Annotated in this window: 18 protein-coding genes, 1 tRNA gene and 1 pseudogene; 14 read left to right on the top strand and 6 right to left on the bottom strand. The window is 36.8% G+C overall.

All coding sequences use genetic code 11. The features are described 5' to 3' along the window. The first annotated feature begins 91 nt into the window (after positions 1-91). On the top strand, positions 92-1,945 hold the full coding sequence (locus ACLBWW_RS21955; RefSeq protein WP_098641694.1) for a terpene cyclase/mutase family protein: 1,854 nt from the start codon (positions 92-94) through the stop codon (positions 1,943-1,945). Positions 1,946-2,018: 73 nt separating this feature from the next. Here ACLBWW_RS21955 and ACLBWW_RS21950 read toward each other — a convergent pair whose 3' ends face one another. Beyond that, positions 2,019-2,168, bottom strand: a complete 150-nt coding sequence (locus ACLBWW_RS21950) for a YfhD family protein (RefSeq protein WP_001035806.1) — start codon at positions 2,166-2,168, stop codon at positions 2,019-2,021. A gap of 133 nt (positions 2,169-2,301) precedes the next feature. Here ACLBWW_RS21950 and fabG point away from each other — a divergent pair, with 133 nt between their 5' ends. Continuing rightward, entirely contained in the window at positions 2,302-3,042 is a 741-nt protein-coding gene (fabG, locus tag ACLBWW_RS21945; RefSeq protein WP_048543969.1) for a 3-oxoacyl-ACP reductase FabG, read from the top strand. A 51-nt stretch (positions 3,043-3,093) separates the two neighbouring features. Here fabG and dhaS read toward each other — a convergent pair whose 3' ends face one another. Next, positions 3,094-4,578 carry an aldehyde dehydrogenase DhaS gene (gene dhaS / locus ACLBWW_RS21940; protein WP_000080279.1) on the bottom strand — a complete coding sequence of 495 codons (1,485 nt, stop codon included), beginning with the start codon at positions 4,576-4,578 and terminating at the stop codon, positions 3,094-3,096. Between the two features lie 272 nt (positions 4,579-4,850). Between dhaS and ACLBWW_RS21935 the strand changes: the two genes are divergently transcribed. The 6 genes from ACLBWW_RS21935 (at position 4,851) to ACLBWW_RS21910 (ending at position 11,513) form a co-directional block, all read left to right on the top strand. Further along, positions 4,851-5,129, top strand: coding sequence for a YhdT family protein (locus ACLBWW_RS21935; protein ID WP_000800717.1), 279 nt, complete (start codon positions 4,851-4,853; stop codon positions 5,127-5,129). Between the two features lie 3 nt (positions 5,130-5,132). Continuing rightward, positions 5,133-6,572 carry a sodium/pantothenate symporter gene (gene panF / locus ACLBWW_RS21930; RefSeq protein ID WP_098641693.1) on the top strand — a complete coding sequence of 480 codons (1,440 nt, stop codon included), beginning with the start codon at positions 5,133-5,135 and terminating at the stop codon, positions 6,570-6,572. Between the two features lie 119 nt (positions 6,573-6,691). Further along, the gene (locus ACLBWW_RS21925) at positions 6,692-7,624 is read left to right on the top strand and encodes a nucleoside hydrolase (RefSeq protein WP_000756434.1); all 933 of its coding nucleotides are present in this window, start codon (positions 6,692-6,694) and stop codon (positions 7,622-7,624) included. Between the two features lie 117 nt (positions 7,625-7,741). Further along, positions 7,742-8,851 (top strand): serine hydrolase, encoded by a 1,110-nt coding sequence (locus ACLBWW_RS21920; RefSeq protein ID WP_098048265.1) that lies wholly within the window; start codon positions 7,742-7,744, stop codon positions 8,849-8,851. Between the two features lie 253 nt (positions 8,852-9,104). Beyond that, complete coding sequence (argH, locus tag ACLBWW_RS21915) at positions 9,105-10,613, top strand: argininosuccinate lyase (protein ID WP_048543963.1); 1,509 nt, start codon at positions 9,105-9,107, stop codon at positions 10,611-10,613. A gap of 66 nt (positions 10,614-10,679) precedes the next feature. Continuing rightward, positions 10,680-11,513 carry a GNAT family N-acetyltransferase gene (locus ACLBWW_RS21910; RefSeq protein ID WP_098633764.1) on the top strand — a complete coding sequence of 278 codons (834 nt, stop codon included), beginning with the start codon at positions 10,680-10,682 and terminating at the stop codon, positions 11,511-11,513. Positions 11,514-11,548: 35 nt separating this feature from the next. Here the strand turns inward: ACLBWW_RS21910 and ACLBWW_RS21905 are convergent, their stop codons facing one another. Next, positions 11,549-12,298, bottom strand: coding sequence for a (S)-benzoin forming benzil reductase (locus tag ACLBWW_RS21905; RefSeq protein WP_098633765.1), 750 nt, complete (start codon positions 12,296-12,298; stop codon positions 11,549-11,551). Positions 12,299-12,415: 117 nt separating this feature from the next. On the opposite strand from ACLBWW_RS21905, the gene ACLBWW_RS21900 reads away from it, so the two are divergent. After that, positions 12,416-19,888 carry a DUF7507 domain-containing protein gene (locus ACLBWW_RS21900; RefSeq protein WP_447614236.1) on the top strand — a complete coding sequence of 2,491 codons (7,473 nt, stop codon included), beginning with the start codon at positions 12,416-12,418 and terminating at the stop codon, positions 19,886-19,888. A gap of 30 nt (positions 19,889-19,918) precedes the next feature. Here the strand turns inward: ACLBWW_RS21900 and ACLBWW_RS21895 are convergent, their stop codons facing one another. Beyond that, entirely contained in the window at positions 19,919-20,107 is a 189-nt protein-coding gene (locus ACLBWW_RS21895; RefSeq protein WP_098077977.1) for a hypothetical protein, read from the bottom strand. A gap of 429 nt (positions 20,108-20,536) precedes the next feature. Between ACLBWW_RS21895 and ACLBWW_RS21890 the strand changes: the two are divergent. Both ACLBWW_RS21890 and ACLBWW_RS21885 read left to right on the top strand, forming a co-directional pair. Next, positions 20,537-20,716: pseudogene (locus tag ACLBWW_RS21890) on the top strand (M4 family metallopeptidase); the annotation flags it as partial. Positions 20,717-20,744: 28 nt separating this feature from the next. Then, positions 20,745-20,818, top strand: a tRNA-Ile gene (locus ACLBWW_RS21885). 75 nt (positions 20,819-20,893) lie between these two features. Here the strand turns inward: ACLBWW_RS21885 and ACLBWW_RS21880 are convergent. Next, positions 20,894-21,322, bottom strand: coding sequence for an ImmA/IrrE family metallo-endopeptidase (locus ACLBWW_RS21880; RefSeq protein WP_000673783.1), 429 nt, complete (start codon positions 21,320-21,322; stop codon positions 20,894-20,896). A gap of 22 nt (positions 21,323-21,344) precedes the next feature. Further along, positions 21,345-21,773: a helix-turn-helix domain-containing protein gene (locus tag ACLBWW_RS21875; protein ID WP_048543952.1), complete on the bottom strand. Its 429-nt coding sequence runs from the start codon at positions 21,771-21,773 to the stop codon at positions 21,345-21,347. A gap of 136 nt (positions 21,774-21,909) precedes the next feature. Here ACLBWW_RS21875 and ACLBWW_RS21870 point away from each other — a divergent pair, with 136 nt between their 5' ends. The 3 genes from ACLBWW_RS21870 to ACLBWW_RS21860 all read left to right on the top strand — a co-directional run bounded on the left by ACLBWW_RS21870 (position 21,910) and on the right by ACLBWW_RS21860 (position 23,620). Continuing rightward, complete coding sequence (locus ACLBWW_RS21870) at positions 21,910-22,146, top strand: helix-turn-helix transcriptional regulator (RefSeq protein WP_048543950.1); 237 nt, start codon at positions 21,910-21,912, stop codon at positions 22,144-22,146. An 86-nt stretch (positions 22,147-22,232) separates the two neighbouring features. Further along, entirely contained in the window at positions 22,233-23,129 is an 897-nt protein-coding gene (locus ACLBWW_RS21865; RefSeq protein WP_048543948.1) for a DnaD domain-containing protein, read from the top strand. Positions 23,130-23,233: 104 nt separating this feature from the next. Beyond that, positions 23,234-23,620, top strand: a complete 387-nt coding sequence (locus ACLBWW_RS21860) for a hypothetical protein (RefSeq protein WP_098048271.1) — start codon at positions 23,234-23,236, stop codon at positions 23,618-23,620. Positions 23,621-23,709 lie beyond the last annotated feature (89 nt).

The raw sequence follows: 23,709 nt of genomic DNA, 5'->3' as shown, positions 1-23,709 counted from the left end.
TTTTATATGTTCTGTTTTTCTTTGTTTTCATACATATTTAGCTACCTTTTTGAATATCGTTATACGGATTTCGAAAGGGTGGGTGAGTAACTTGTTATTATATGAAAAAGTGCATGAAGAAATAGTGAGAAGAACAACTGCACTTCAAACGATGCAACGGCAAGATGGTACGTGGCAGTTTTGTTTTGAAGGAGCACCATTAACAGATTGCCATATGATTTTTTTATTAAAATTATTAGGTAGAGATAAAGAGATAGAACCGTTTGTAAAAAGATTAGCATCACTTCAAACAAATGAAGGAACATGGAAATTGTATGAAGATGAAGTGGGTGGCAATTTATCTGCTACAATTCAATCTTATGCTGCCTTACTAGCTTCAAAAAAATATACAAAAGAAGATGCGAATATGAGGCGAGCCGAAATGTTTATTAAGGAACGTGGAGGCGTGGCGCGTGCTCATTTTATGACGAAGTTTTTATTAGCAATTCATGGAGAATATGAATACCCTTCGCTCTTTCATTTGCCAACACCGATTATGTTTCTGCAAAATGATTCAGTCCTCAGTATATTTGAATTGAGTAGCTCAGCACGTATCCATTTAATTCCGATGATGGTTTGTTTAAATAAAAGATTTCGAGTAGGAAAAAAGTTACTGCCAAATTTAAATCATATCGCAGGCGGGGGAGGGGAATGGTTTCGGGAGGAGCGGTCTCCGTTGTTTCAAACGTTATTAAGTGATGTAAAACAAATCATATCGTATCCACTTTCTTTACACCATAAAGGATATGAGGAAGTCGAACGTTTTATGAAAGAGCGTATTGATGAAAATGGAACGTTATATAGTTACGCAACTGCCTCATTTTATATGATTTATGCTTTACTCGCGTTAGGACATTCTCTTCAATCATCGATGATTCAAAAAGCTATAGCAGGGATAACATCTTATATATGGAAGATGGAAAGAGGGAATCATTTGCAAAATTCTCCTTCAACTGTATGGGATACGGCTTTACTCAGCTATACGTTACAAGAGGCCCACGCTTCAAAAGATAATAAGATGATTCAACATGCAACAGCGTATGTATTAAAAAAACAGCATACAAAAAAAGCTGATTGGAGCGTACATGCTCCGGCGCTGACTCCAGGCGGTTGGGGTTTTTCGGATGTGAATACGACAATTCCAGATGTCGATGATACAACAGCTGTGCTAAGAGCATTGGCAAGAAGTAGAGGGAACGAAAATGTAGATAATGCTTGGAAGAAAGGGGTTAATTGGGTTAAAGGATTACAAAATAATGATGGTGGCTGGGGAGCGTTTGAAAAAGGTGTGACGAGCAATTTATTAGCAAATTTACCAATCGAAAATGCAAGCGATATGATTACAGATCCCTCTACACCAGATATTACAGGAAGAGTGTTAGAGCTTTTCGGGACATACGCGCAAAATGAATTGCCTGAGAAACAAAAACAAAGTGCGATAAATTGGTTAATGAATGTGCAAGAGGAAAATGGATCATGGTATGGGAAATGGGGAATTTGTTATATATATGGTACGTGGGCTGTTATGACTGGTTTACGGTCACTCGGAATTCCATCTAGCAATCCATCAATGAAAAGAGCAGCTTTATGGTTAGAACATATACAGCATGAAGATGGTGGGTGGGGGGAATCGTGCCACAGTAGTGTGGAAAAAAGGTTCGTTACTTTACCATTTAGTACACCATCCCAAACAGCATGGGCGTTAGATGCTCTCATTTCTTACCATGATGAAGAAACACCAGCTATTCGAAAAGGTATTTCATATTTGCTTGCGAATCCTTATGTGAATGAAAAATATCCTACCGGAACAGGTTTGCCAGGTGGGTTTTATATTCGTTATCATAGCTATGCATATATATATCCGCTACTTACTTTGGCACATTATATAAAAAAATATAGAGAATAAACCGAGAGGATATCTCTCGGTTTATTTTGTTGGGTAGTAGGTCCCTGTTGAAAAGAATAAGGTTGTGCGTTCCTTATTTTTCTGTTGACTGGCGTTTTTGACGTGCATCAGCGGCATTTGCACGTGCGTTTGCTTCTAAGTCATTGTGGTCAGCGAGTTCGCGAGAGAACTCAACATCAATGCCATCAGCAGCTTTGTTTTGCTTGAAATTTTTTTTGTTCATTCGACACAATCTCCTTGTGTTTTATGCGACGTTGCAAAGTTAGTTTGACACAAATAGACTTTTTTATACAAAGAGGAATTGGGAAGCAAAGAGCCGAAATATACAGTATAAGTAATAGAAATGAGGGATAGGGATGGAGTTTTTAAATGGGAAAACAGCTGTAGTAACAGGAGCTGCACAGGGAATTGGAAAAGAGATTGCAAGGGTTTATGCAAAACTAGGGGCGAAAGTATTAATTAGCGATGTAAATGAAGAGAAGCTACAAAAAACGACACGTGAATTAGCAGATGAAGGATATGAAGTGAAGCAGTATCGTTGTGATGTGAGTAATCAAAATGATGCGAAATCCTTAATTGAATACGCTGTCCAAACATTTGGTACACTGCACATTTTAGTAAATAATGCAGGCATTACGCGAGATGCTATGTTACATAAAATGGAGAAACCGGAATGGGAACAAGTACTGCAAGTAAATTTAACAGGTGTTTTTTATTGTATGCAGCCAGCGCTTCTTTACATGAGACAACAAGGGTATGGACGCATTATTAATATATCTTCAATTAGTAGAGAAGGAAACATAGGTCAAGCGAATTATGCTGCTACAAAGGCAGGAGTTGTAGGTTTAACGAAAACAGCGGCGAAAGAAGTTGGAAGCTTCGGCATTACGTGCAATGCGATTTGTCCAGGGTTTATGGATACAGATATGACAAAAACGATACCAGATAAAGTGAAAGAAAAGATGGTTGGCGCGATTCCAGTTGGTAGAATTGGAACGCCAGAAGATATTGCGAACGCAGCAGCCTTTTTAGCGTCAGAATACGCATCCTATATTACAGGAGAAGTATTGAATGTGAGCGGAGGACTACAAGTTTAAAGGAATACATAATGAAAAGAACCTGACCGGATAGGCCAGGTTCTTTTTTCGTTAATTTAAGTTGAGCCAAACGCTCTTCACTTCTGTATAGTTATTTAATGCGTAAGATCCCATTTCACGGCCAAGACCAGATTGTTTAAATCCTCCAAATGGAGATGCAGCATCAAAGACGTTATAACAGTTTACCCATACAGTACCAGCACGTACTTTACTTGCAACATAATGTGCTGTTTTAACATTTTCTGTCCACACACCAGCCGCTAAGCCGAATTGTGATTTATTTGCACGTTCAATTACTTCATCAATATCGTTAAAAGGTATTGCAGAAATAACTGGACCGAAAATTTCTTCTTTTGCGATCGTCATTTCGTCATTTACGTCAGCGAATACTGTAGGAGAAACGAAGTAGCCTTGATCGAATGGATTGCTTCCTCCGCAAAGTACTTCAGCGCCTTCTTCAATCCCTTTTTCAATGTAGCCCATTACACGTTTTTGTTGTTCTTCAGAAACGAGAGGACCGATTGTTGTTTCAGGGTTAAGACCGACACCTTGATTTAGTTTTTTTGAATAGAGGACGAGATCAGCCATGACATTATCATACATTTTCTTCGGAACAAATAAGCGTGATCCAGCAGAGCATACTTGTCCTTGGTTAAACATAACACCAGAAAGTGCACCAGGAATAGCGCGAGATAAATCAGCATCTGGCAAGATGATATTTGGTGATTTACCGCCTAACTCAAGTGTAACGCGTTTTAATGATTCAGATGCTTGTCGCATAATTTGTTTACCGACTGGAGTAGAACCAGTAAATGCAATTTTATCAACGAGTGGATGATTAACGAGAGCTTGTCCAGCTGATTCACCGAATCCAGGAACAATATTAATAACACCTTTCGGAAATCCAGCTTCTTCAATTAATTCAGCTAAGTATAGAGCGGATAATGGGGTTTGCTCTGCAGGTTTTAAAACGATTGTACATCCTGTAGCAAGCGCCGCTCCCATTTTCCACATTGCCATAAGAAGTGGGAAGTTCCAAGGAATAATTTGACCAACGACACCAACAGCTTCATGGCGTGTATAGTTAAAATAATCACCGGAAACAGGAATTGTTTGACCAACGATTTTCGTAGCCCAGCCAGCATAATAGCGCATATGTTCAATTGCAAGTGGTATGTCTGCTGCCATTGTTTCACGGATTGGCTTTCCGTTATCTAACGTTTCGAGCTGTGCAAGCTCTTCTTTATGTTCTTCCATTAAATCAGCTAACTTGTACATAAGACGGCTTCGCTCAGCAGTGCTCATGCGAGACCAAGGACCTTCGTCGAAAGCCATGCGAGCTGCAACGACAGCTTTATGAATATCTTCTCGACCAGCTTCAGAAACGACGGCAAGTGTTTCGCCGGTTGCTGGGTTAGGCGTTTTAAATGTTTTTCCGGAAGCGCTTTCGATAAAAGATCCATTCACATATAACTTTTTTGTACCTTGAAGAAACTTTTCTACCTTTTCATGAAGATTTACAGCTAGTTGACTCATTGTATAACCCCCTTGAAAATATAATGTAAACGCAGTACGAGACGGCGTTTATTCCGAAATCAAGGATGTGGGAACTAGATGGAAAGCCTCTAATTTTAATCATAATTAACAAATACTGAAAATTCAAATTTCATTTGTGTTACAATTGTAAAAAATATGTAATGTAAGAGAAACTTCTATATGATTATAAAAAATCCTGCTTGTTTTTGCTTTCTAGTAGGAAAAACTAGAAGAACAATGGTACAATAATACATCGTGAGAGGAGGGAGAAAATGAAGAATTATCATGATGATCCACGCTTTCGAATTGCCCATAGAGAAGCGTTAATTGGTCTTGGACTTGCAATTATCAATTTTATAATATGGTACGGATTTGCTTATGGGCTTGGTAGTGAAAATCCAAGTGAATATACATATGTATTCGGTTTTCCAGCATGGTTTTTTTATAGCTGTATCGTTGGATTTATCGTTATGGTTATTTTACTTAGTTTAGTTGTTCGTTTTGTATTTCAAGATATTTCACTCGATGAGGAAGAAAAAAGTGAGGAATAATAGATGAATTGGTATGTAATCATTCCAATGATAATTTCGTTTATCGTTGTATTTTTAATTGGTGTATATGCTTCAAGACGCGTACAAGCGACTGCTAATAATAAATTTTTACAAGAATATTTTCTTGGTGGGCGTGAACTTGGCGGTTTATTATTAGCGATGACAATGATTGCTACGTACGGTAGTGCTAGTAGCTTTATTGGTGGTCCGGGTATTGCGTACAATATGGGCCTCGGATGGGTATTATTATCTGCGATTCAAGTTGTAACAGGGTATATCGTTTTAACGGTTATCGGTAAAAAGTTTGCAATTATCGCTAGGAAGATGGAAGCCATTACTCTTATCGACTATTTAAAGGGAAGATACAATAATAAAGCAGTTGTTATACTTTCTGCGTTATGTATTATTATCTTCTTATTTTCAGCAACAGTAGCTCAATGGGTCGGCGGTGGCCGATTAATTGAATCACTAACGGGTCTATCTTATACAACAGCACTATTTTTATTTACTTTTTCTGTACTTGTGTACGTATTAATTGGTGGATTTCGTGCAGTTGCTTTATCAGATACGTTATTAGGAATCATTATGTTAGTTGGAACGACAATCATTTTAATTGCTACTGTCATTGCTGGTGGTGGAATTGAAAAGATTATGCAGGAGCTTATTCAAATCAATCCAAATTTAATTACACCATTCGGAGCGGATGGTAGTTTAACGAAATCATATGTGACATCATTTTGGATTTTAATTGGAATTGGTGTTGTTGGGTTACCGCAAATTAGCGTGCGTGCCATGTCTTATAAAAATTCAAAAGCTATGCACCAAGCGTTAATAATTGGAACGGTTGTTGTAGGTACAATCATGATTGGTATGCATTTAACAGGTGTATTTGCGCGAGTCGTACTTCCGGGGATAACGGTACCGGATAAAGTCATGCCGCTACTCGCGATGGAAGTGTTGCCACCTTGGCTAGCTGGAGTTTTCTTAGCTGCGCCAATGGCAGCAATTATGTCTACAGTAAACTCGTTATTGTTACTTGTAAGTTCATCAATTATTAAAGACATATACGTAAATTACATAAATAAAGATGCAGCAGACAGTACGATTAGAAAAGGAAGTTTGTGGATTACTGGTATCGTAGGGCTGCTCGTTTATGCATCAGCAATTAAACCACCAGATTTTTTAATATGGTTAAATTTATTTTCTTTCGGTGGGTTAGAAGCAGCATTCATTTGGCCAATCGTATTAGGGTTATATTGGAGAAAAGGAAATGCAACAGGAGCGCTTGCCTCTATTTTAGTTGGGGTAGGCTCATATATGTGTATTCATCTTTTCTATCCAAATCCGTTCGGTATACATACAGTTGTCTTCCCAATTTGTTTTGCGTTTATCGCTTATATCATTGGAAGTATGAGTGCTGTGAAGAAAAACAGTATAGGTTAGAGGAAGAACGTAGTCCTTATAGAGGACTACGTTTTTTTGTGTGAATTTATTCTTTTTTATTCTGTATATGTAAGGTTATTCATAAATTAATAACAATTGAGGGGATGGAGTTGAGGTCGATGAAAAAAGTGTTATTTTTGGGAGACCCAGGAATTGATGACTCTTTAGCCATCATGTATGGAATTATGCATCCTGATATAGATATTGTTGGTGTTGTAACCGGATATGGAAATGTAACACAAGAAAAGGCGACAAGTAATGCAGCATATTTGCTGCAAATGGCAGGGCGGGAAGATATACCTGTTATTAATGGTGCGAAAATTCCTTTATCCGGAGATGTTACAACGTATTATCCAGAAATTCATGGGGCAGACGGTTTAGGGCCAATTAAACCTCCAAAAGCTTTTTCTCCAAATATAAAACCTTTTTGTGCTTTTTTTGATATTCTTGAAAAGTATAAAGGAGAATTAATCATTGTTGATGCTGGTAGGTCAACGACACTAGCAACAGCATTTATTTTAGAAAAGCCGATGATGAAGTATGTGAAAGAATATTATATAATGGGTGGTGCTTTTTTAATGCCCGGCAATGTGACACCAGTCGCAGAGGCGAATTTTCATGGTGATCCGATTGCGTCACAATTAGTTATGCAAAATGCCAAGAATTTGACATTAGTGCCACTTAACGTTACATCTGAAGCAATTATTACGCCAGAAATGGTGAAATATATTACGAAACACTCTAAAACGAATTTTAATAAATTAATTGAACCAATATTTACGTATTATTATAAAGCGTATAAAAAGTTAAATCCGAAAATAACAGGTAGCCCAGTACATGATGTTGTTACAATGATGGTTGCGGCGAATCCGTCTATTTTGGATTATGTGTACCGTCGTGTCGATGTAGATACAGTGGGGATTGCAAAGGGAGAAAGTATTGCTGATTTCCGTCCACAACCTGATGCGAAATCCTTAAAGAATTGGGTGCGAATTGGTTGGTCATTGCACTATAAAAAATTTCTCGAAGACTTCGTGAAAATTATGACGTAGACATAATAGGAGAATACAAGTTAAAATAATGGAGATGATTACTAAAATAATCATCTCCATTATTTTGTTTGAAAGAGATAGATAGAGAAGAGTTATACAATAGGAGAGGAATTTTACTTGAAAAAAACTATAGTATGCGCAGTGATTGTGGGTATTTTCGTTTTGCTAATATCGGGTAATTTTTTAGTGAAAAAAGTGTGGAGTTCAAATAATGATGATGCACAGTATATCGCATCCTTTATTGAAGAACATAAAGATGAAAAAAATAGTGCGCTTCTCGTTAAGAGAAACGATAAAGTTGTTTATTCTGTAAATCCAAATGTTGTATTGCCAGTTGCTAGTACGATGAAGTTAATTGTGGCGCTTGAATATACGAAACAAGTTACGGAAGGGAAAATTGATCCGTCTAGTTTCATTTCTATTAATGATATAAATCGTTATTATGTGCCGAATACAGATGGCGGTGCACAAGATAGATGGCAAAGGTATTTGCAAAAGACAGACAAGATAACAGAAGGGGCAGTTTCTTTAGAAGAAGTGGCAAAAGGAATGGTTAAGTTTAGTTCGAATGCGAATGCTGAATATTTAATGGAAGTGTTAGGGTTAGATAATATTAATCGAAATTTACAAAGTTTATCCCTTCCAGCACATCAGCCGCTATTTCCGATTGTTTCATCTTTATACATCCCTGGATATTTGCATAAAGAATTACATGTTCCGAAATATAAAATAGAGAAAAAATTAAAAGAAATGTCTCAAGAGCAATATCGTGAATATGCGATGATTATTCATGAGCGCTTAAAAAAGAAGGGACCATTATTACAGAAGGACATACCTCTTTATTTAGAGGAACGTTACGATAAAATTTGGTCAGATCGATTACCAGCAGCTTCTGCAAACGATTATATGGTACTGCTTCAAAAGGCAAATCATAAAGGTGGCCTAACAGACGCAGAAGAAAAAGTGTGGGCTAATATCGTTGAAACGGATATGAGTGCTAAAAAATATCGTAAAACATTTAGACATGCAGGGCAAAAGAATGGTTATACGCCATGGACAGTTACAAAAGCAGTTTATGCGATGGATAAACGTGGGAACTGTACAGAAATAGTGTTTTTAGCCAATAATTTAAATGAGGACGACAGTGCAGAAATACGGAAACATTTAGCAAACTTACATTTCCAAGTGTTGCAAAGTGATAAGTATGATGCGACTTTTATTAAGTAAACTCGGTGCAGAGAGCATCGAGTTTATTTTTATCCCGCTTTAATGGGCAGTAAGACCCCCACCTCAAAATTCAGCGGAAGCAAAGAAGTTAGGTGGGGGTCGGGCTGCCCCTAAAAGTCCGATTGGTGAGGGCTGATAATCAGTGGGGATGAAGAAAACCCCCACTGATTAAAGTTTCACTTTATGTACAAGCACTTTTTTCCTATCTCTGGGTATGATGGGGAGTAATACTTAGGTGAGAGGGGAAAAGGTGATGAAACAAAGTAAAGAAGAGTTTATAAAGAGTGAAGGCGCTGATTTCCCTGGAAAAACATATGTAGATTGCGTATTACAACATGTATTTCATTTTCAGCGAAATTACTTATTGAAAGATATGTTTCAAGTGCATAAAGCGCATATCATGATGCTGACTGAAGAAAATTTAATGAAAAAGGAAGAAGCTAAAGTTATACTACACGCATTAAAAAAGGTAGAGGGAATTCCAGAAGAGCAATTGCTCTATACAGAGCGGCATGAAGATCTCTTTTTTTTAGTGGAACATTTAATTTCTCAAGAAGCGAAAAGCGATTTTGTAAGTAATATGCATATTGGTAGAAGTAGAAATGATATGGGTGTAACGATGTATCGTATGAGTTTAAGACGATATGTATTACGATTAATGGAACATCATTTATTATTGCAAGAAAGTATACTACAACTTGCTGCTGATCATAAAGAAACGATTATGCCAGCTTATACACATACACAACCAGCGCAGCCCACAACATTTGGTCATTATACGTTAGCGATTTATGATACGATGCAGAGAGATTTAGAACGAATGAAACGAACGTACAAACTTTTAAATCAGTCTCCAATGGGAGCCGCCGCTCTTTCTACAACAAGTTTCCCAATTAAACGAGAGCGAGTTGCCAATTTACTTGGGTTTACAAATGTAATTGAGAACTCATATGATGCTGTTGCTGGAGCGGATTATTTATTAGAAGTTAGCTCGTTACTTATGGTAATTATGACGAATACGAGCAGATGGATTCATGACTTTTTATTATTAGCGACGAAAGAATATGATGGTATTACTGTTGCAAAGCCATATGTACAAATAAGTAGCATTATGCCGCAAAAGCGAAATCCAGTTTCCATTGAACATGCCCGTGCGATTACGAGTAGCGCTTTAGGAGAAGCATTTACAGTATTTCAAATGATCCATAATACACCATTTGGTGATATTGTCGATACAGAAGATGATTTGCAGCCGTATTTATATAAAGGGATTGAAAAGACCATTCGTGTTTTTTGTATTATGAATGCAGTGATTCGAACGATGAAAGTAGAAGAAGAAACGTTGAAGAGTCGTTCTTATAAACATGCAATTACGATAACTGATTTCGCAGATGTTTTAACAAAAAACTATAGCATTCCATTTCGGCATGCACATCATGCAGCAAGTGCGATTGCGAATATGTCATTGGAGCAGAAAAAGGAGTTACATGAATTAAATTTCAAAGACATAAATGTATACTTACAAGAAAATTTGAAAGTGAATTTATTAGAAAAAGAGTGGAATGAAATTATATCGCCAGAAGCATTTATTCAAAAAAGAAATGTATACGGTGGACCGAGTAAAAAAGAAATGGAGCGTATGATTAAAAATCGAAAAGAGTCATTTCAAAAAGAAGAAGAGGTATTTGAAAAAGAAAAACAGAGAATTTTACAAGCTGAAACTGATTTGAATATGTTAACTTCGCATAGTATTGAATCGTAAAAGAAGGATTTAATGAAATAATCGCCAATACTTAATGAAACTATAAATAGAGGGAAGAGATTGTCGATGATTCAATTACATGTATATGAAGAGATTCTTAATTTTAAAGAAGAGGTTACACCATTTTTAGAAAAGAATGAGCAGGAAAATAATCTCATATTAGGTGTATTAAAAATGGTCCAACAACCGATATTTATGGGGGTAGCAAAACAAGAGGAAGAAATTGCAGTTGTATTTCTTCAAACAGAAGAAAAGAAACAAATCATTGTTGCTACGTCTGAAATTGCGGAAGAGGATATCGTGGAACTTGCAAAAAAATTAACGAAAGTATATTCAAATGTTCCTGGATTAATTGGTAATAAGAAAATTGTACAGAAATTAGCGGAAGAGATTGCAGTGTTAGAAAATAAGAAAACTACTGTTGCAATGGAGCAAGGTATATATCAATTAAAACAAGTGAAGAAAAAGTGGAACGGAGATGGAGTATTTCGAGAAGTAAGTAGTGATGAGCTAACATTAATAGAACAGTGGATTTATCAATTTTGCGAAGATGTAAGGCTTCCTACTACGAAAGAAGAAGCGAAACAAACCGCTCATACATTAATTACGAACCGTCGTCTATTTGGTTTAGAAGTAGATGGGAAGCTTGTTTCTGTAGCTGCAAAAACGAGACCAACTACAAACAATATAACAGTTAATTTCGTATATACACCGAAAGAAGCGCGGAAAAAAGGGTACGCATCTAGTTGTGTCGCTGCACTTAGTCAACGTATGTTAGATGAAGGATATAAGACGACTACGTTATATACTGATCTAGCAAACCCTACGTCTAATAAAATTTATCAAGAAATTGGTTATGAAAAAATTGCGGAGTCTGTACTTATATTTTTAGAGAAATAAAATGAAAAGGCACGCTATTAGAGCGTGCCTTTTTGTTATTCATCAATTCGAATGACTTCACCTTGCGGGAAATTCTCAGTTTCTAGTAAGCTACGAATTGCTTTCGCAACGTATTCAGGTGACAGTAGTTTTCCTTCTTCTTTTAGTGCGATGAAGCGGTCTAAATTTATGAAGTCTTCTTTATTTGTTTCACGAATTTGTGCTTGCATACTTGTATCAACAACACCAGGTGCAAAAGCGACGATTTTTACTGGATATTCTTTTTCTGCTTCTTCGGTTGCTACGCACTGTGTAAACATATTTACACCAGATTTCGTTGTACAATAAGCGCCCCATCCAAAATAAGGATTTTTTCCTGCACCAGATGAAATGTTTATAACACGTTTATCTACTTTCCAGTCTTTCGTATATCTCATGAAAGTAGAGGTAAGAATCATCGGTGCAAGTAAATTAATTTGAACGTTTGTAATGAAAAGCTCGCTCTCAGCTTTTTCTATTGGTTTCATGGGTGCGAGCGTACCTGCGTTATTAATTAAATGAATAGATGATACAGTATCTTCTTGAATGGATGAAATGATTTCGTTAAAGTTAGTTTCTAATTTATGTACATCTTGAAGATCTAAGGAATGAAAAATGCAATGACTGTTATATTGTTCTGCGAGTTTAGTAAGCTCTTTATTTTCTCTTCTAGAAATAGAGATGACGGTTGTATTTTCTTCTAATAATTGTGTGGCGATTGCCTCACCTAAACCTTGTGAAGTTCCTGTTATGATAACGTAGCGCATAGTGTAGTAAACTCCTCTCCATATATGTGGAATTTTGTTGGACAACGTACATTGTATAGTTTGTCTACATTTTATAGTATAGAGCACTTTTTACTATAATTGAAATGAGATGATTGTGTGCCTTTTATGAATCGCTTTACAACAACAGTAACTGGTGCCGTCACGTTCACTGGGAACACGTTAGGACTAAGTCCTACATCGCCTGCACCAAATAATAACTTCGGTACGATTGATGTATTTACAACGGTAAATACATCGCTCCAAGTACCTGGATTCCCAGCAGGAACGACGAATGACTGGCCATTAAATTCTTCAAGTGCAATTTTGAATCTTCCGGCAGGGAGTAGTATTTTATACGCAGAACTAGTATGGGCCGGCACATACCGGACCGATACAGAGGATGTTTCAGCTTTTTTAAATGATAACATTACATTTACAACACCGGCAGGAACGTTTTCTGTTACACCAGATCCTGCAACTGCGCAGCAAGGTTCAGTAGGGAACCAGTTTTATTATGCGCGCTCTGCCAATGTAACGAATCTTGTTAGTGCAGGTGGGGCAGGAACTTATACTACAGGTGCAGTGCCAGCTGCAAGAACTTCATTTGATCCAACTATTAGTCGTTCGGCTGGTTGGACACTTGAGGTTGTGTATCAAAATGCTAGTTTGCCACTTCGGAATTTATCAGTTTATGCAGGTCAAGAAATTATCGATGCTTCATCACCACCAGTGGATGCTACTATTTCAGGATTTGCTACTCCAGCCACAGGAGCTGTAACAGGACGGGTGCTCGTAACTGCTCAAGAAGGTGATTCTAACATTGTTGGAGATCAACTTCGCTTTGGGCCGAATGCGAATGCTACAGTTGCTGTATTCGGACCGAGAAATCCCGCAAATAATTTCTTTCAGTCACAAATTTGTAATGATAGTGGGAATTTAGATACAACTGGCACCTTTGGAAATTTGAATCAGCCGTTAGGGATAGCTTTAGCCGTCCGAAGACAAGGATGGGATATTACGAATGTAGATGCCTCGTCATCATTAGTAAATAATCAAACGTCAGCGACTGTTCGCTTCGTTACAAATGGAGATGGATATGCTGCAGCTGGTTTTGGTGTTCAAATTGATGCGACAGGGCCAATTATAAATCCTGTTAAATCTGTTGATAAAACCGTTGCAGCAGTAGGTGATATTCTTACCTATACGATTACTGTTCCGAATACAGGGACAGGAAGTGCAGAAAACGTTGTATTACAAGATAGTATTCCGAATGGAACTACGTTCATAGCAGGCAGTGTTACAGTAGGTGGAGTAACTCAGCCGAGCGCCAATCCAGCTAGTGGAATTAATTTAGGAACGATACCGAATAATGCTCAAAGAGTTGTCACGTTTCAAGTGAGAGTTACGTCATTCCCGAATCCGAATCCAATTTCAAATCGTGCGATGGTGTCATACCAATTCCGTCCTTTTGTTGGAAGTCCTCCTATCACAAGTACAGCTTCTTCAAATACAGTACAGACGACGGTAAATCGCGCAAATGTAAGTTTACAAAAATCTGTAGATCTACAGACGGCAACAATTAATGATGTATTAACGTACACAGTGAATGTCACGAACGATGGGAATGTCGCTGCAAATAATGTTATTTTTGTTGATAGTATACCTGCTGGAACAACGTTTATAACAAATAGTGTCACGGTAAATGGGGTAGCACGTCCAGGAGCAAATCCAGCAAGTAGTATTAATCTAGGAAGTATTAATGCTTCGCAAACGACGGTAGTGCGTTTTCAAGTTCGAGTAACATCTAATCCGCTTGTAAATCCAATTCCAAATCGTGCGAGTGTAACATTTAACTTTACTCCAGTACCTGGTCAACAACCAATTTCAGGCCAAGCGACAAGTAATACTGTATTTACTACAATTAATATAGCTGATATAAGAACGAGAAAAACAGTAGATAGAGCTTTTGCGACAGTTAATGACGTTCTTACGTACACCGTTACAATTGAGAATACTGGGAATGTACTTGCGACGAATGTTATTTTTCAAGATCCAATCCCAATTGGAACGACTTTTATCCTAAATAGTGTGACTGTAGATGGGGTTTCACAACCTGGGGCAAATCCTGCGACTGGGTTTACCGTAGCGAATATATCTCCTGGCGGAAGTAGGACAGTGACTTTTCAAGTACGAGTGACATCTACACCATCAGGAGGTACGATTGCAAATCGTGGAAATGTGTCTGCTAATTTCGTCGTTATTCCGAATCAGCCACCGATAACGATTAATAGACAAACGAATACAGTTGTGACACAAGTTAATACAGGCGGTTTAAATGTAATAAAAGAAGTGAATACAATGCAAGCGGCGGTAGGGGATACTTTAACATACACAATTGCCGTCCAAAATACAGGAAACGTACTGTTAACAAATGTATTTTTCCAAGACCCTATTCCTTCCGCTGTTTCATTCGTTGCAAATTCTGTAACAATTAATGGAGTACCACAAAGTGGATTGAATCCGAATACAGGATTCTCTCTTCCGAATATTCCTGCGGCTCAAACAGTTGTAGTCACATTTGACGTATTAATTGTACAGGATCCAGAAAATGAAGATATTTTAAATCAAGCAAATGTAACAGCGAGTTTTCAAGTGAATCCGAGTGAACCACCAGTAACAATCAATGTTCCGAGTAATGTTGTGAATACAACAGTACAATCAGGGAACTTTGAAGTTGTGAAATCAGTCAATACGAATATTGCAACGGTAGGGGATGTTTTAGTATATACAATTGAAATCATAAATGCAGGTAGTGTAACAGCTACAAATGTGTTTTTTCAAGATTCAATTCCACAAGGGACATTATTTATTGAAAACAGTGTAGTTGTTAATGGGGTTTTACAAGAAGGGGCAGATCCAGAACTTGGATTCCCATTAAATAATTTGCCTACTGGTGCGAGTGTAATTGTTGGGTTTGAAGTATTAATTGATGAAATTCCCCAAGGAAATAATGTCGTAAATAATGCGAATGTAACTGGAGATTTTCTTGTAAATCCAACAGAGCCACCGATAACTGTAACAGTACCAAGTAATACTGTTATGACAGTGGTGAATTCTTCAGGATTAAATGTAATAAAAAGTGTAAGCGCTGCTGAAGCAGGTGTAGGAGATACGTTAACGTATACAGTTCGTATACAAAATAGTGGAACAGTAGCAGCGACAAATGTATCATTCGTTGATCCAATTCCATCTGGAACAACGTTTGTAGCAAATAGTGTAACGATAAATGGAACACCTCAGCCGGGTTTAAGCCCAACAATTGGATTTCCACTTGCTAACATTCCGGTAGGAGGGATGGTAACAGTTACTTTTCAAGTGACGATTACGAGTGTACCACCAAATAGAGTTCTTCCGAATAATGCGAATGTAACTGCTGATTTCCAAGTAAGTCCTCTCCAGCCACCAGTTACAATTGTAACGATTAGTAACATTGTTGTGACGCGAGTGAATGTAGGATCACTTAATGTAATGAAGAGTGTAAATACACCCCAAGCAGGTATAGGAGATACGCTAACGTATACGATTCGCATTCAAAATACAGGAACTGTTCCTGCAACGAATATTATTTTTCAAGATCCAATTCCGTCTGGTGCTGCGTTTGTAGCAAATAGTGTGACGATAAACGGAGTCGTTCAGCAAGGCGCGAATCCAATGGTAGGTTTCCCAGTACCAAATATTCCGGTCGGGCAAACATCTACGATTACGTTTCAAGTTACAGTGACGAGTGTTCCGAGCGGTGGAAATATAAGAAACCAATCGAACGTTACTGCAAGTTTTCTTATAAATCCAGCAAACCCTCCAATAACGACTGTTACGAATAGTAATTTCGTTGTGACACAAGTAAACACTGCTCGATTAAATATACAAAAATCTTCATCTGTACAACAAGCTGCACTTGGAGAGACTTACACGTATTCTGTAGTCATTCGAAATAACGGCACAGTAACAGCAACGAATGTTTCCTTCATTGATCCAATTGCTCCAGAAACAACATTTGTAGCAAATAGCGTAACGATAAATGGAACGCCTCAACCTGGATTTGATCCAAATATAGGTTTTACGCTTCCTAATATCGCTGCTGGAACATCATTGACTGCAACGTTCCAAGTAACAGTAGTTGCGCCATCCACGCGCGGAGCCGTATTAAACACGGCATCTGCAACAGCCACTTTTTTATTAAATCCTTTACAGCCCCCTGTAACAACAACCAATTCAAGTAATACGACAGTAGTTACGATACCGTTACCTCCTCCTGGTGAAGTAACAGCAACAAAAACAGTTGATGTTGCTGCTGGAGCGGTTGGGGATGTATTAACGTATACTGTGCTAATTTCAAACGTAGGAATTATACCAGTTACAGATGTGTTCTTTCAAGATGTCATACCAGAAGGAACGATATTTGTAGCAAATAGTGTAACGATAGGTGGGGGGCAGCAACTTGGCTTAAATCCAGAAACAGGATTTCCAGTTAGTCCGTTATTAAATGCAGGTGCAAATATTGCTGTGACGTTCCAAGTGACGATTACGGAGATTCCAGATAATGAAGTCATATTAAATGATGCAGATGTTACATTTACTTCACAACCAAATCCGCAGGAACCACCAATTACGGAAACGATATTAACGAATTTAGTCGTTACGACAATTAATATAGCGTCTATATTTCCATTAAAACTAGTTGATAAAGAGGTAGCGACGGTTGGAGAAATATTAACGTATGATGTATTAATCTTTAATTTCGGTACAGTGGCAGCAACGAATGTTAAATTTATAGATACAACTTCCGCCGGTGTAGCATTTGTACCGGGAAGTGTGAGCATAAATGGGGTGCCGGCACCAGGATTAGATCCTTTCATTGGCTTTACAGTTCCAGATATCTCTGTAGATGATTTTGTACTTGTCACATATCAGGAAGTGGTTACGAGCATACCTGAGGGGGGAACGATTGTTAACTTTGTAGACGTTACAGCTACATTTGCTGTAAGTGAAACAGAGCCGCCTATTACAGAAACAACAACAAGTAATACGACATTAACAGAAATTAATGAACCCGGTTTGAATGTTTTAAAATCAGTGAGTCAGCCGGTTGTTGCAGTAGGCGATACAATCACATATACAACAGTAGTTCAAAATACAGGTACAGTGGTAGCGACGAATGTTCAATATAGTGATGTATTGCCGTCCTCGATTACATTTGTACTAGATAGTGTAACGATAGATGGTGTGCTACAACCTGGATTCAATCCTAATAATGGATTCCCACTTCCAGATATAAATCCAGGTGAAAGTGTAGAAGTTACATTCCAAGTAACAGTTGTCAATGTTCCATCAAACGGAACAATTGTCAATACGGCAAATGTTACAGGAAGTTTTATATTAGTACCAGGAGAACCACCAATTGTAGTGAATCAGCCAAGTAACACGACGCTCACAACTGTAAATAGAGGACGATTTAATGTTATTAAACAAGTAAATAGAGCAGCTACTCTCGTTGGAGATGTATTAACGTATACAGTTCAAATAACGAATACGGGAACAGTAACAGCAAATGATGTTCAGTTTATTGATACGATTTCAGCAGGAGCGTCATTTGTCCCAAATAGTGTAACGATAAATGGAGCCCCGCAACCAAACTTAAATCCGATTACTGGCTTTGGAGTTGGAGATATACCAGTTGGTGAAACAGTTATCGTGACGTTTCAAGCGACAGTTACAAACATCCCGTCATCAGGAACCATTACGAACGTTGCAAATATAACAGGAAGCTTTACTTTAGTACCAGGAGAGCCGCCGGTTGTAGTAACTGAACCGAGTAATACGACAATAACAAGGGTAAATAGAGGGAGATTTAATGTTATAAAAACCGTAAATAAGCAAGCAACACGATTAGGGGATACGTTAACTTATAGTGTGCAAGTTACGAATACAGGAACGGTAGCTGCAACAAATGTTCAGTTTATTGATGTTCCATCACCTAGTTTAGAATTCGTTCCAGGAAGTGTACAAATAAATGGGATTCCGCAAGTAGGTTTAGATCCATTTGTAGGCTTTTCATTACCAAATCTTGCAGTAGGGGACAGTATATTAATTACATTTGAAGTAAATGTAATCACAATTCCCCCTTCTAGTAGCATTATGAATACAGCGAGAGTAACTGGTGATTTCGAATTGATTCCAGGAGAACCACCGTTTACAATTACGAACTCAAGTAATACGACAGTCACACCAGTAAATCGAGGTAGTTTAGATATGCTGAAAGAAGTAGATCATCCGATTGTTGGAGTGGGAGAAACGGTAACGTATACTGTTCGTATATTAAATACTGGTACGGCTGATGCGATGAATGTTCAATTTATAGACGTGTTATCTCAGGAAGCTGAGTTTGTTCCAAATAGTGTAACGATAAATGGAGTTCCGCAACCAGGGTTAAATCCACAGGCTGGATTTACGATACCAGACATCCCAGTGGGTGAGACGGCACTTGTAACATATGAAGCTACCATTACAAGTTTTCCAGATGGTGGTACAGTAGTGAACGTTGCTGGGGCATCAGCAGAATATATTTTAGTACCAGGAGAGCCGCCAGTTACAGTGATGGACACGAGTAATACAGTTATTGTAACGGTAAATACTGCAATCTTATTTGTTGCAAAAGGAGCAAACTTTGAAGTAGCAATGGTAGGAGATGTCGTCACTTACGGAATTGCTGTTATAAATGATAGTACAGTTCCTGTGACGAATATTGTTTTAACGGATATCATTGATCCGAATACGTTATTTATAAATGGCTCGGTAACGGTAAATGATGTACCTTTTCCATTTGCCAACCCGAATACAGGTATTCCGTTAGGTGATTTTCAGCCAAATGATGCAGCAATTATTAATTTCCAAGTTGTAATAACAGGAGGGCAAATAAATAACTTAGTTACAAATACAGCTACGGCGAGTGGGCTTGCAATTGTGAATCCAAATGAACCGCCTGTAGTAGTTGAAGGCGATAGCAATACAGTTGTTATCCCGTTTATTCCTCAAAATGTCTCAACGACTGTTGTAAAAGTGGCAGACCATCAAACAGCAACAATAGGAGATGTTATTACGTTTACGACAGTTATTACAAATACGGGAGATACAGCGATACAAAATATTCGTTTTCAAGATATGTTAGATAGTAGTGTTCAATTTGTCCTTGGAAGTGTAACGGTTGATAATACGCCAGTGCCAAATGTAAACCCAATATCAGGATTTCTTATAGGAAGTTTAAATCCAGGTGAAGCACTCACAGTCTCGTTCCAAGTAGTAGTTCAGAGCGCGCCAAGTGGTTCAGGAAATTATATAAATCAAGCGAGTATTCGCTTCGAACATCAAGTAGGTACAGTGTTACCGCCTGTTACACAAATAATAGAAAGTAATATTGTGGTCATACCGTTCGTCCCAACGATCGAACAAATTTGTGAAACAAACTTTAATTGCTTAGATAAAATTCCATTTCAATGTTCTCCGTGTAATCATTTGCACGAACATAAGAAATAAAAACAAAAAGAGCATTTTGTGAAGTGCCCCCTAAAAGTTAGACACGGTTATTTCATTAGGCAGCTTGATAAAAGTGAGTCCGGTATGTACCGGGCTCATTTTTAATTTTTTAATAAAGGAACCTAAATCATAACCTGTTTTTATTATAGCTATAGCTGAAATCACAATTAATGGATATTTAATATATGGATTGTTGAGGAGTTCCATTATGTTTTTCATGTTGTAAACCTCCTTGGTATTATTTATATCGTTATATTTGCAATATATAATATAATGATTAATAGTCAATATAATGTAAAGAAAGATACTTAAATGAAGGAGAACTAAACAAAATAATAGATAAAAAAACCTTTATTTTTATCATTTCTTCTACAAGTAATTAAGAGTCAGTATAGCATATAGAAACAGATCTTAGGAAAGAGGCTATTAGGCAATTGAAATAAGCCTCTACTTTTACCGTATTTAGTTTAAGAATTAGTTTGTCCAATTCTTTTGAAACATAACTATAATAATTTAATTTCAATATCATAAGCAACTCAATTATTATATAGAAATACAAATTCAATGACTTGAGTTCAATGTTTTGTTACGCTATAAATAGCTTGATTTGTTTTTAACTTAAACATATTAAGAGTACTTAATAATTTTGATGAAGGTGTACTTACAAGCATTTCAGGAGATAGTGCTCAAGATTTACAGCAACAGGGAGACTTAAATCAGTCTAGTACTCTATCAAAAGAGGATGCAAAGAACCAGATTTTTAATCTATACGGGAACGATCTTAAATTTGTTGAGGAACCTGAGATCAAAGAAGTAGTATATGTGAATACGTCCTATAAAGTAAAATTTATGCTCTGGATCTTTAGCTCAGCTGGTTAGAGCAAATGGCTCATAACCGTTCGGTCGTAGGTTCGAGTCCTACAAGGTCCACTTATAAAAACAAGGAGAAAGCACTCAAATGGGGGCTTTCTCCTTGTTTTTAATAAATAAAATGTCTTTTTTCCTTTAGCAAGGTTTATAAAATTCTAAGAGTTCAACTGGAATATTATTTTTGTATGCTATACATGCTTTTGTATCACCAGGCTGAATGGTCTTTTGGTCAATTAACAAAAGCGCAGCAAACGTATTTGCTTCTATCTCTAATTTGTCAACGGAAAAGAATGTATTCTTACGCAGAAAAGGTGTATTTGCATGAGTATGTAGGACTGCATGTCCTAATTCATGAGCACAAACAGTTCTCTGCATAGATGGAGATAAATTAGTATTAATAACAATGAAACGATTTCTTTTTTCATATTTATAAAAACCATTTATTTCTTCATGTAAATCCCATGTTAGTACATGTATTTTTAAGTAATCTGCAAGCTCATAGGGGTTTGTCGTGTTGTATTTGTTGCTAAGTTGTTGGACTAGATCTCTAATGACGAATTTCAATGTATTCCCTCCTAAGCTCGCATCAGTTATCGTCTGGTTTACGATATTTCTTAGGCACGTATTTTTTATTGATTACTTTCGTTTGTTTTACAATATACTCCATTGCATCTAATAGTGATTCTACAGCTTCTTGACTCATAGGTTCACCAGAGAACATTAAGCCATCTTCTCCTTGAAGGTCTTTTTTTATTTCTTCCATTCTTTTTGCTATGTCTTTCTCATCTTTTGGCGTTAATTGCTTCTTAGTTTCGTCCGTAACAGCTCGTCCTAGTAAATAGTCAGCTGAAACTGAAAAACAATCCGCTAATTTAGTTAGAACATCATGTGGAGGGAATCTTTCTTCTGATTCGTAGTAGCCTATCATTCTTTGGGATACTCCAATTTTTTCAGCCAATTGTTTTTGTGTTAAATTTTCTTTTTTTCGTAAGGATTTTATTCTAACTCCTATCACATTGTTCACCTCTCTAATTAAACTAATTGTTCTCTTTGGGTTTATTTTAGCACAAAAAGTTCCTTTTTACATTGACAACGAACAATTAGTTCTTTAATCTATATTTAGAACTAATTGTTCTTACGGAGGTGGATTAATTAGTAACAAAATGTATGAACCGGAAAAGAAGTTATATAAAGAACTTGCTGGTTATTGTGGGGTTACGGAACGATATATTCGAATGATTGATCAAAAAGAAAGAATCCCTTCAATGAGAATTGCTAAAAAGATTGCTAAGTATTTTGATATGAGTATAGATGCTCTTTTTTTTAGTAATAAATCGAACTTAAAGTTCTTTTTAATGTTGTGTTGGTTTGAAAGGAATAAAAAGTAGGTTTCATCATGGGGAAGTTATTGATAGTGAGTACAGAATCTCGAATGTAGGTATTTGATCTTAACAATAGTGGAGAGGTAGATAGTATGGGGATTTTTAGAGTTAAAAAGGATAATAATTATTCCGTTATTAATAATACGGGTTTAAAAGATAAAAGGCTTTCTTGGAAGGCGAAGGGGATATTAGCATACATACTTACACTTCCAGATGATTGGGTGTTTTATAGGGAAGAATTATCGCAGCACGCAAAAGATGGTATTAATAGCTTAAGAGCTGGAATGAAGGAATTAAAAGAGTACGGATATATTAAGAGATTTCCTATTAAAGATGTAAAAAACAAAATTGTTAGGTGGGAGACTATTATTTACGAAATCCCATTGGAGGATTTTCCACCAGTGGAAAACCCACCTGTTGATAATCCTGTTGCTGGGAATCTACTGGTGGAAAATCGCAAGCTACTAAATACTGATTTAAAAAGTACTAAAAAACTAAACACTGATACACAAAATAAGGATCATCATCATGATAATAAGGAAAAATCACTCCCACAAAGATTGATAAATGAAGATTTCAAAATAAGTTATAAATTTTTGCTTAAGAATGGAATATTGTTAAGTGAAATAGCTATTGCAGAGCTGGGTGAATTTTGCGAAGCATTAGGTAGTGAACTAATTTTGGAAGCAGTAAAGAGATCAATTGATGAGAATATACCAAAGTGGAGGTATGTACGTGGAATTCTTAAAAATTGGGAAAGTCAAAAAGTAAAAACAATTAATGATGTAGTTGTGTTAGATGCACAGTTTGATCTTTGTAAGAATAAGAAGCAATCTAGGTCAGGGTATACCAAACGAAAAGAACTGGTACCAGAATGGCTACGTGAAAAAGAAGAAGTTCCAGAAGAGCATCCTATACAAAATAATGAGTTAACTATTGAAGAAGAGCGTGAGAGATTAAAAGCTTTATTAAGAAAATATAAATCATAATTAATATTCGTGAATTCGATTAAAAGGATAATAAAGGTTACTTTACCTTTGGTGATATTAATAAGAAACAGAATTTAATTAAAGAAAAGTAGGGGGATTATTAGATGCTTGACTGGATGAAAGATTATCAGAAACTAGAAGAAGAAATTACGTATATAGAATTTAACTTAGACAAATCAAAAGCAGAGTTAAAGCGCTGGACTAGTGGTGACTTGCAACATGTACGATTAACTACTGAATCAGAAGGTGCTAAGGTAGAAGGTCGTGTGGAAGCTATTGAATATGAATTAGGACATAAGATGAATGAAATGTTCGATTTAAAGATTTTAATTAATAAGTTTACTGGATTAGATCATCAAATACTTAAAATGAAGTATGTTGATGGAATGACTTTAGAACAAATAGCGTTTGACTTGCATTATAGTACAGGCTATATCCGACGAAAACATGCTGAAATAAGAAAGATTGTCAAGTTTTTAGAGGGGGTTTAATGTTACCTTTTTGTAGGCTACATGCAGTGTACAGAAAGTATTGAAAAAGTGATTTATAGTAGTAATATAAGATTTCGACGAAAGAGCAA

The sequence above is a fragment of the Bacillus sp. M5A3_1b genome (genome assembly GCF_053345335.1).
The sequence above is the reverse complement of the archived record's forward strand: the minus strand, read 5'-3'. Positions and strand labels throughout refer to the sequence as shown.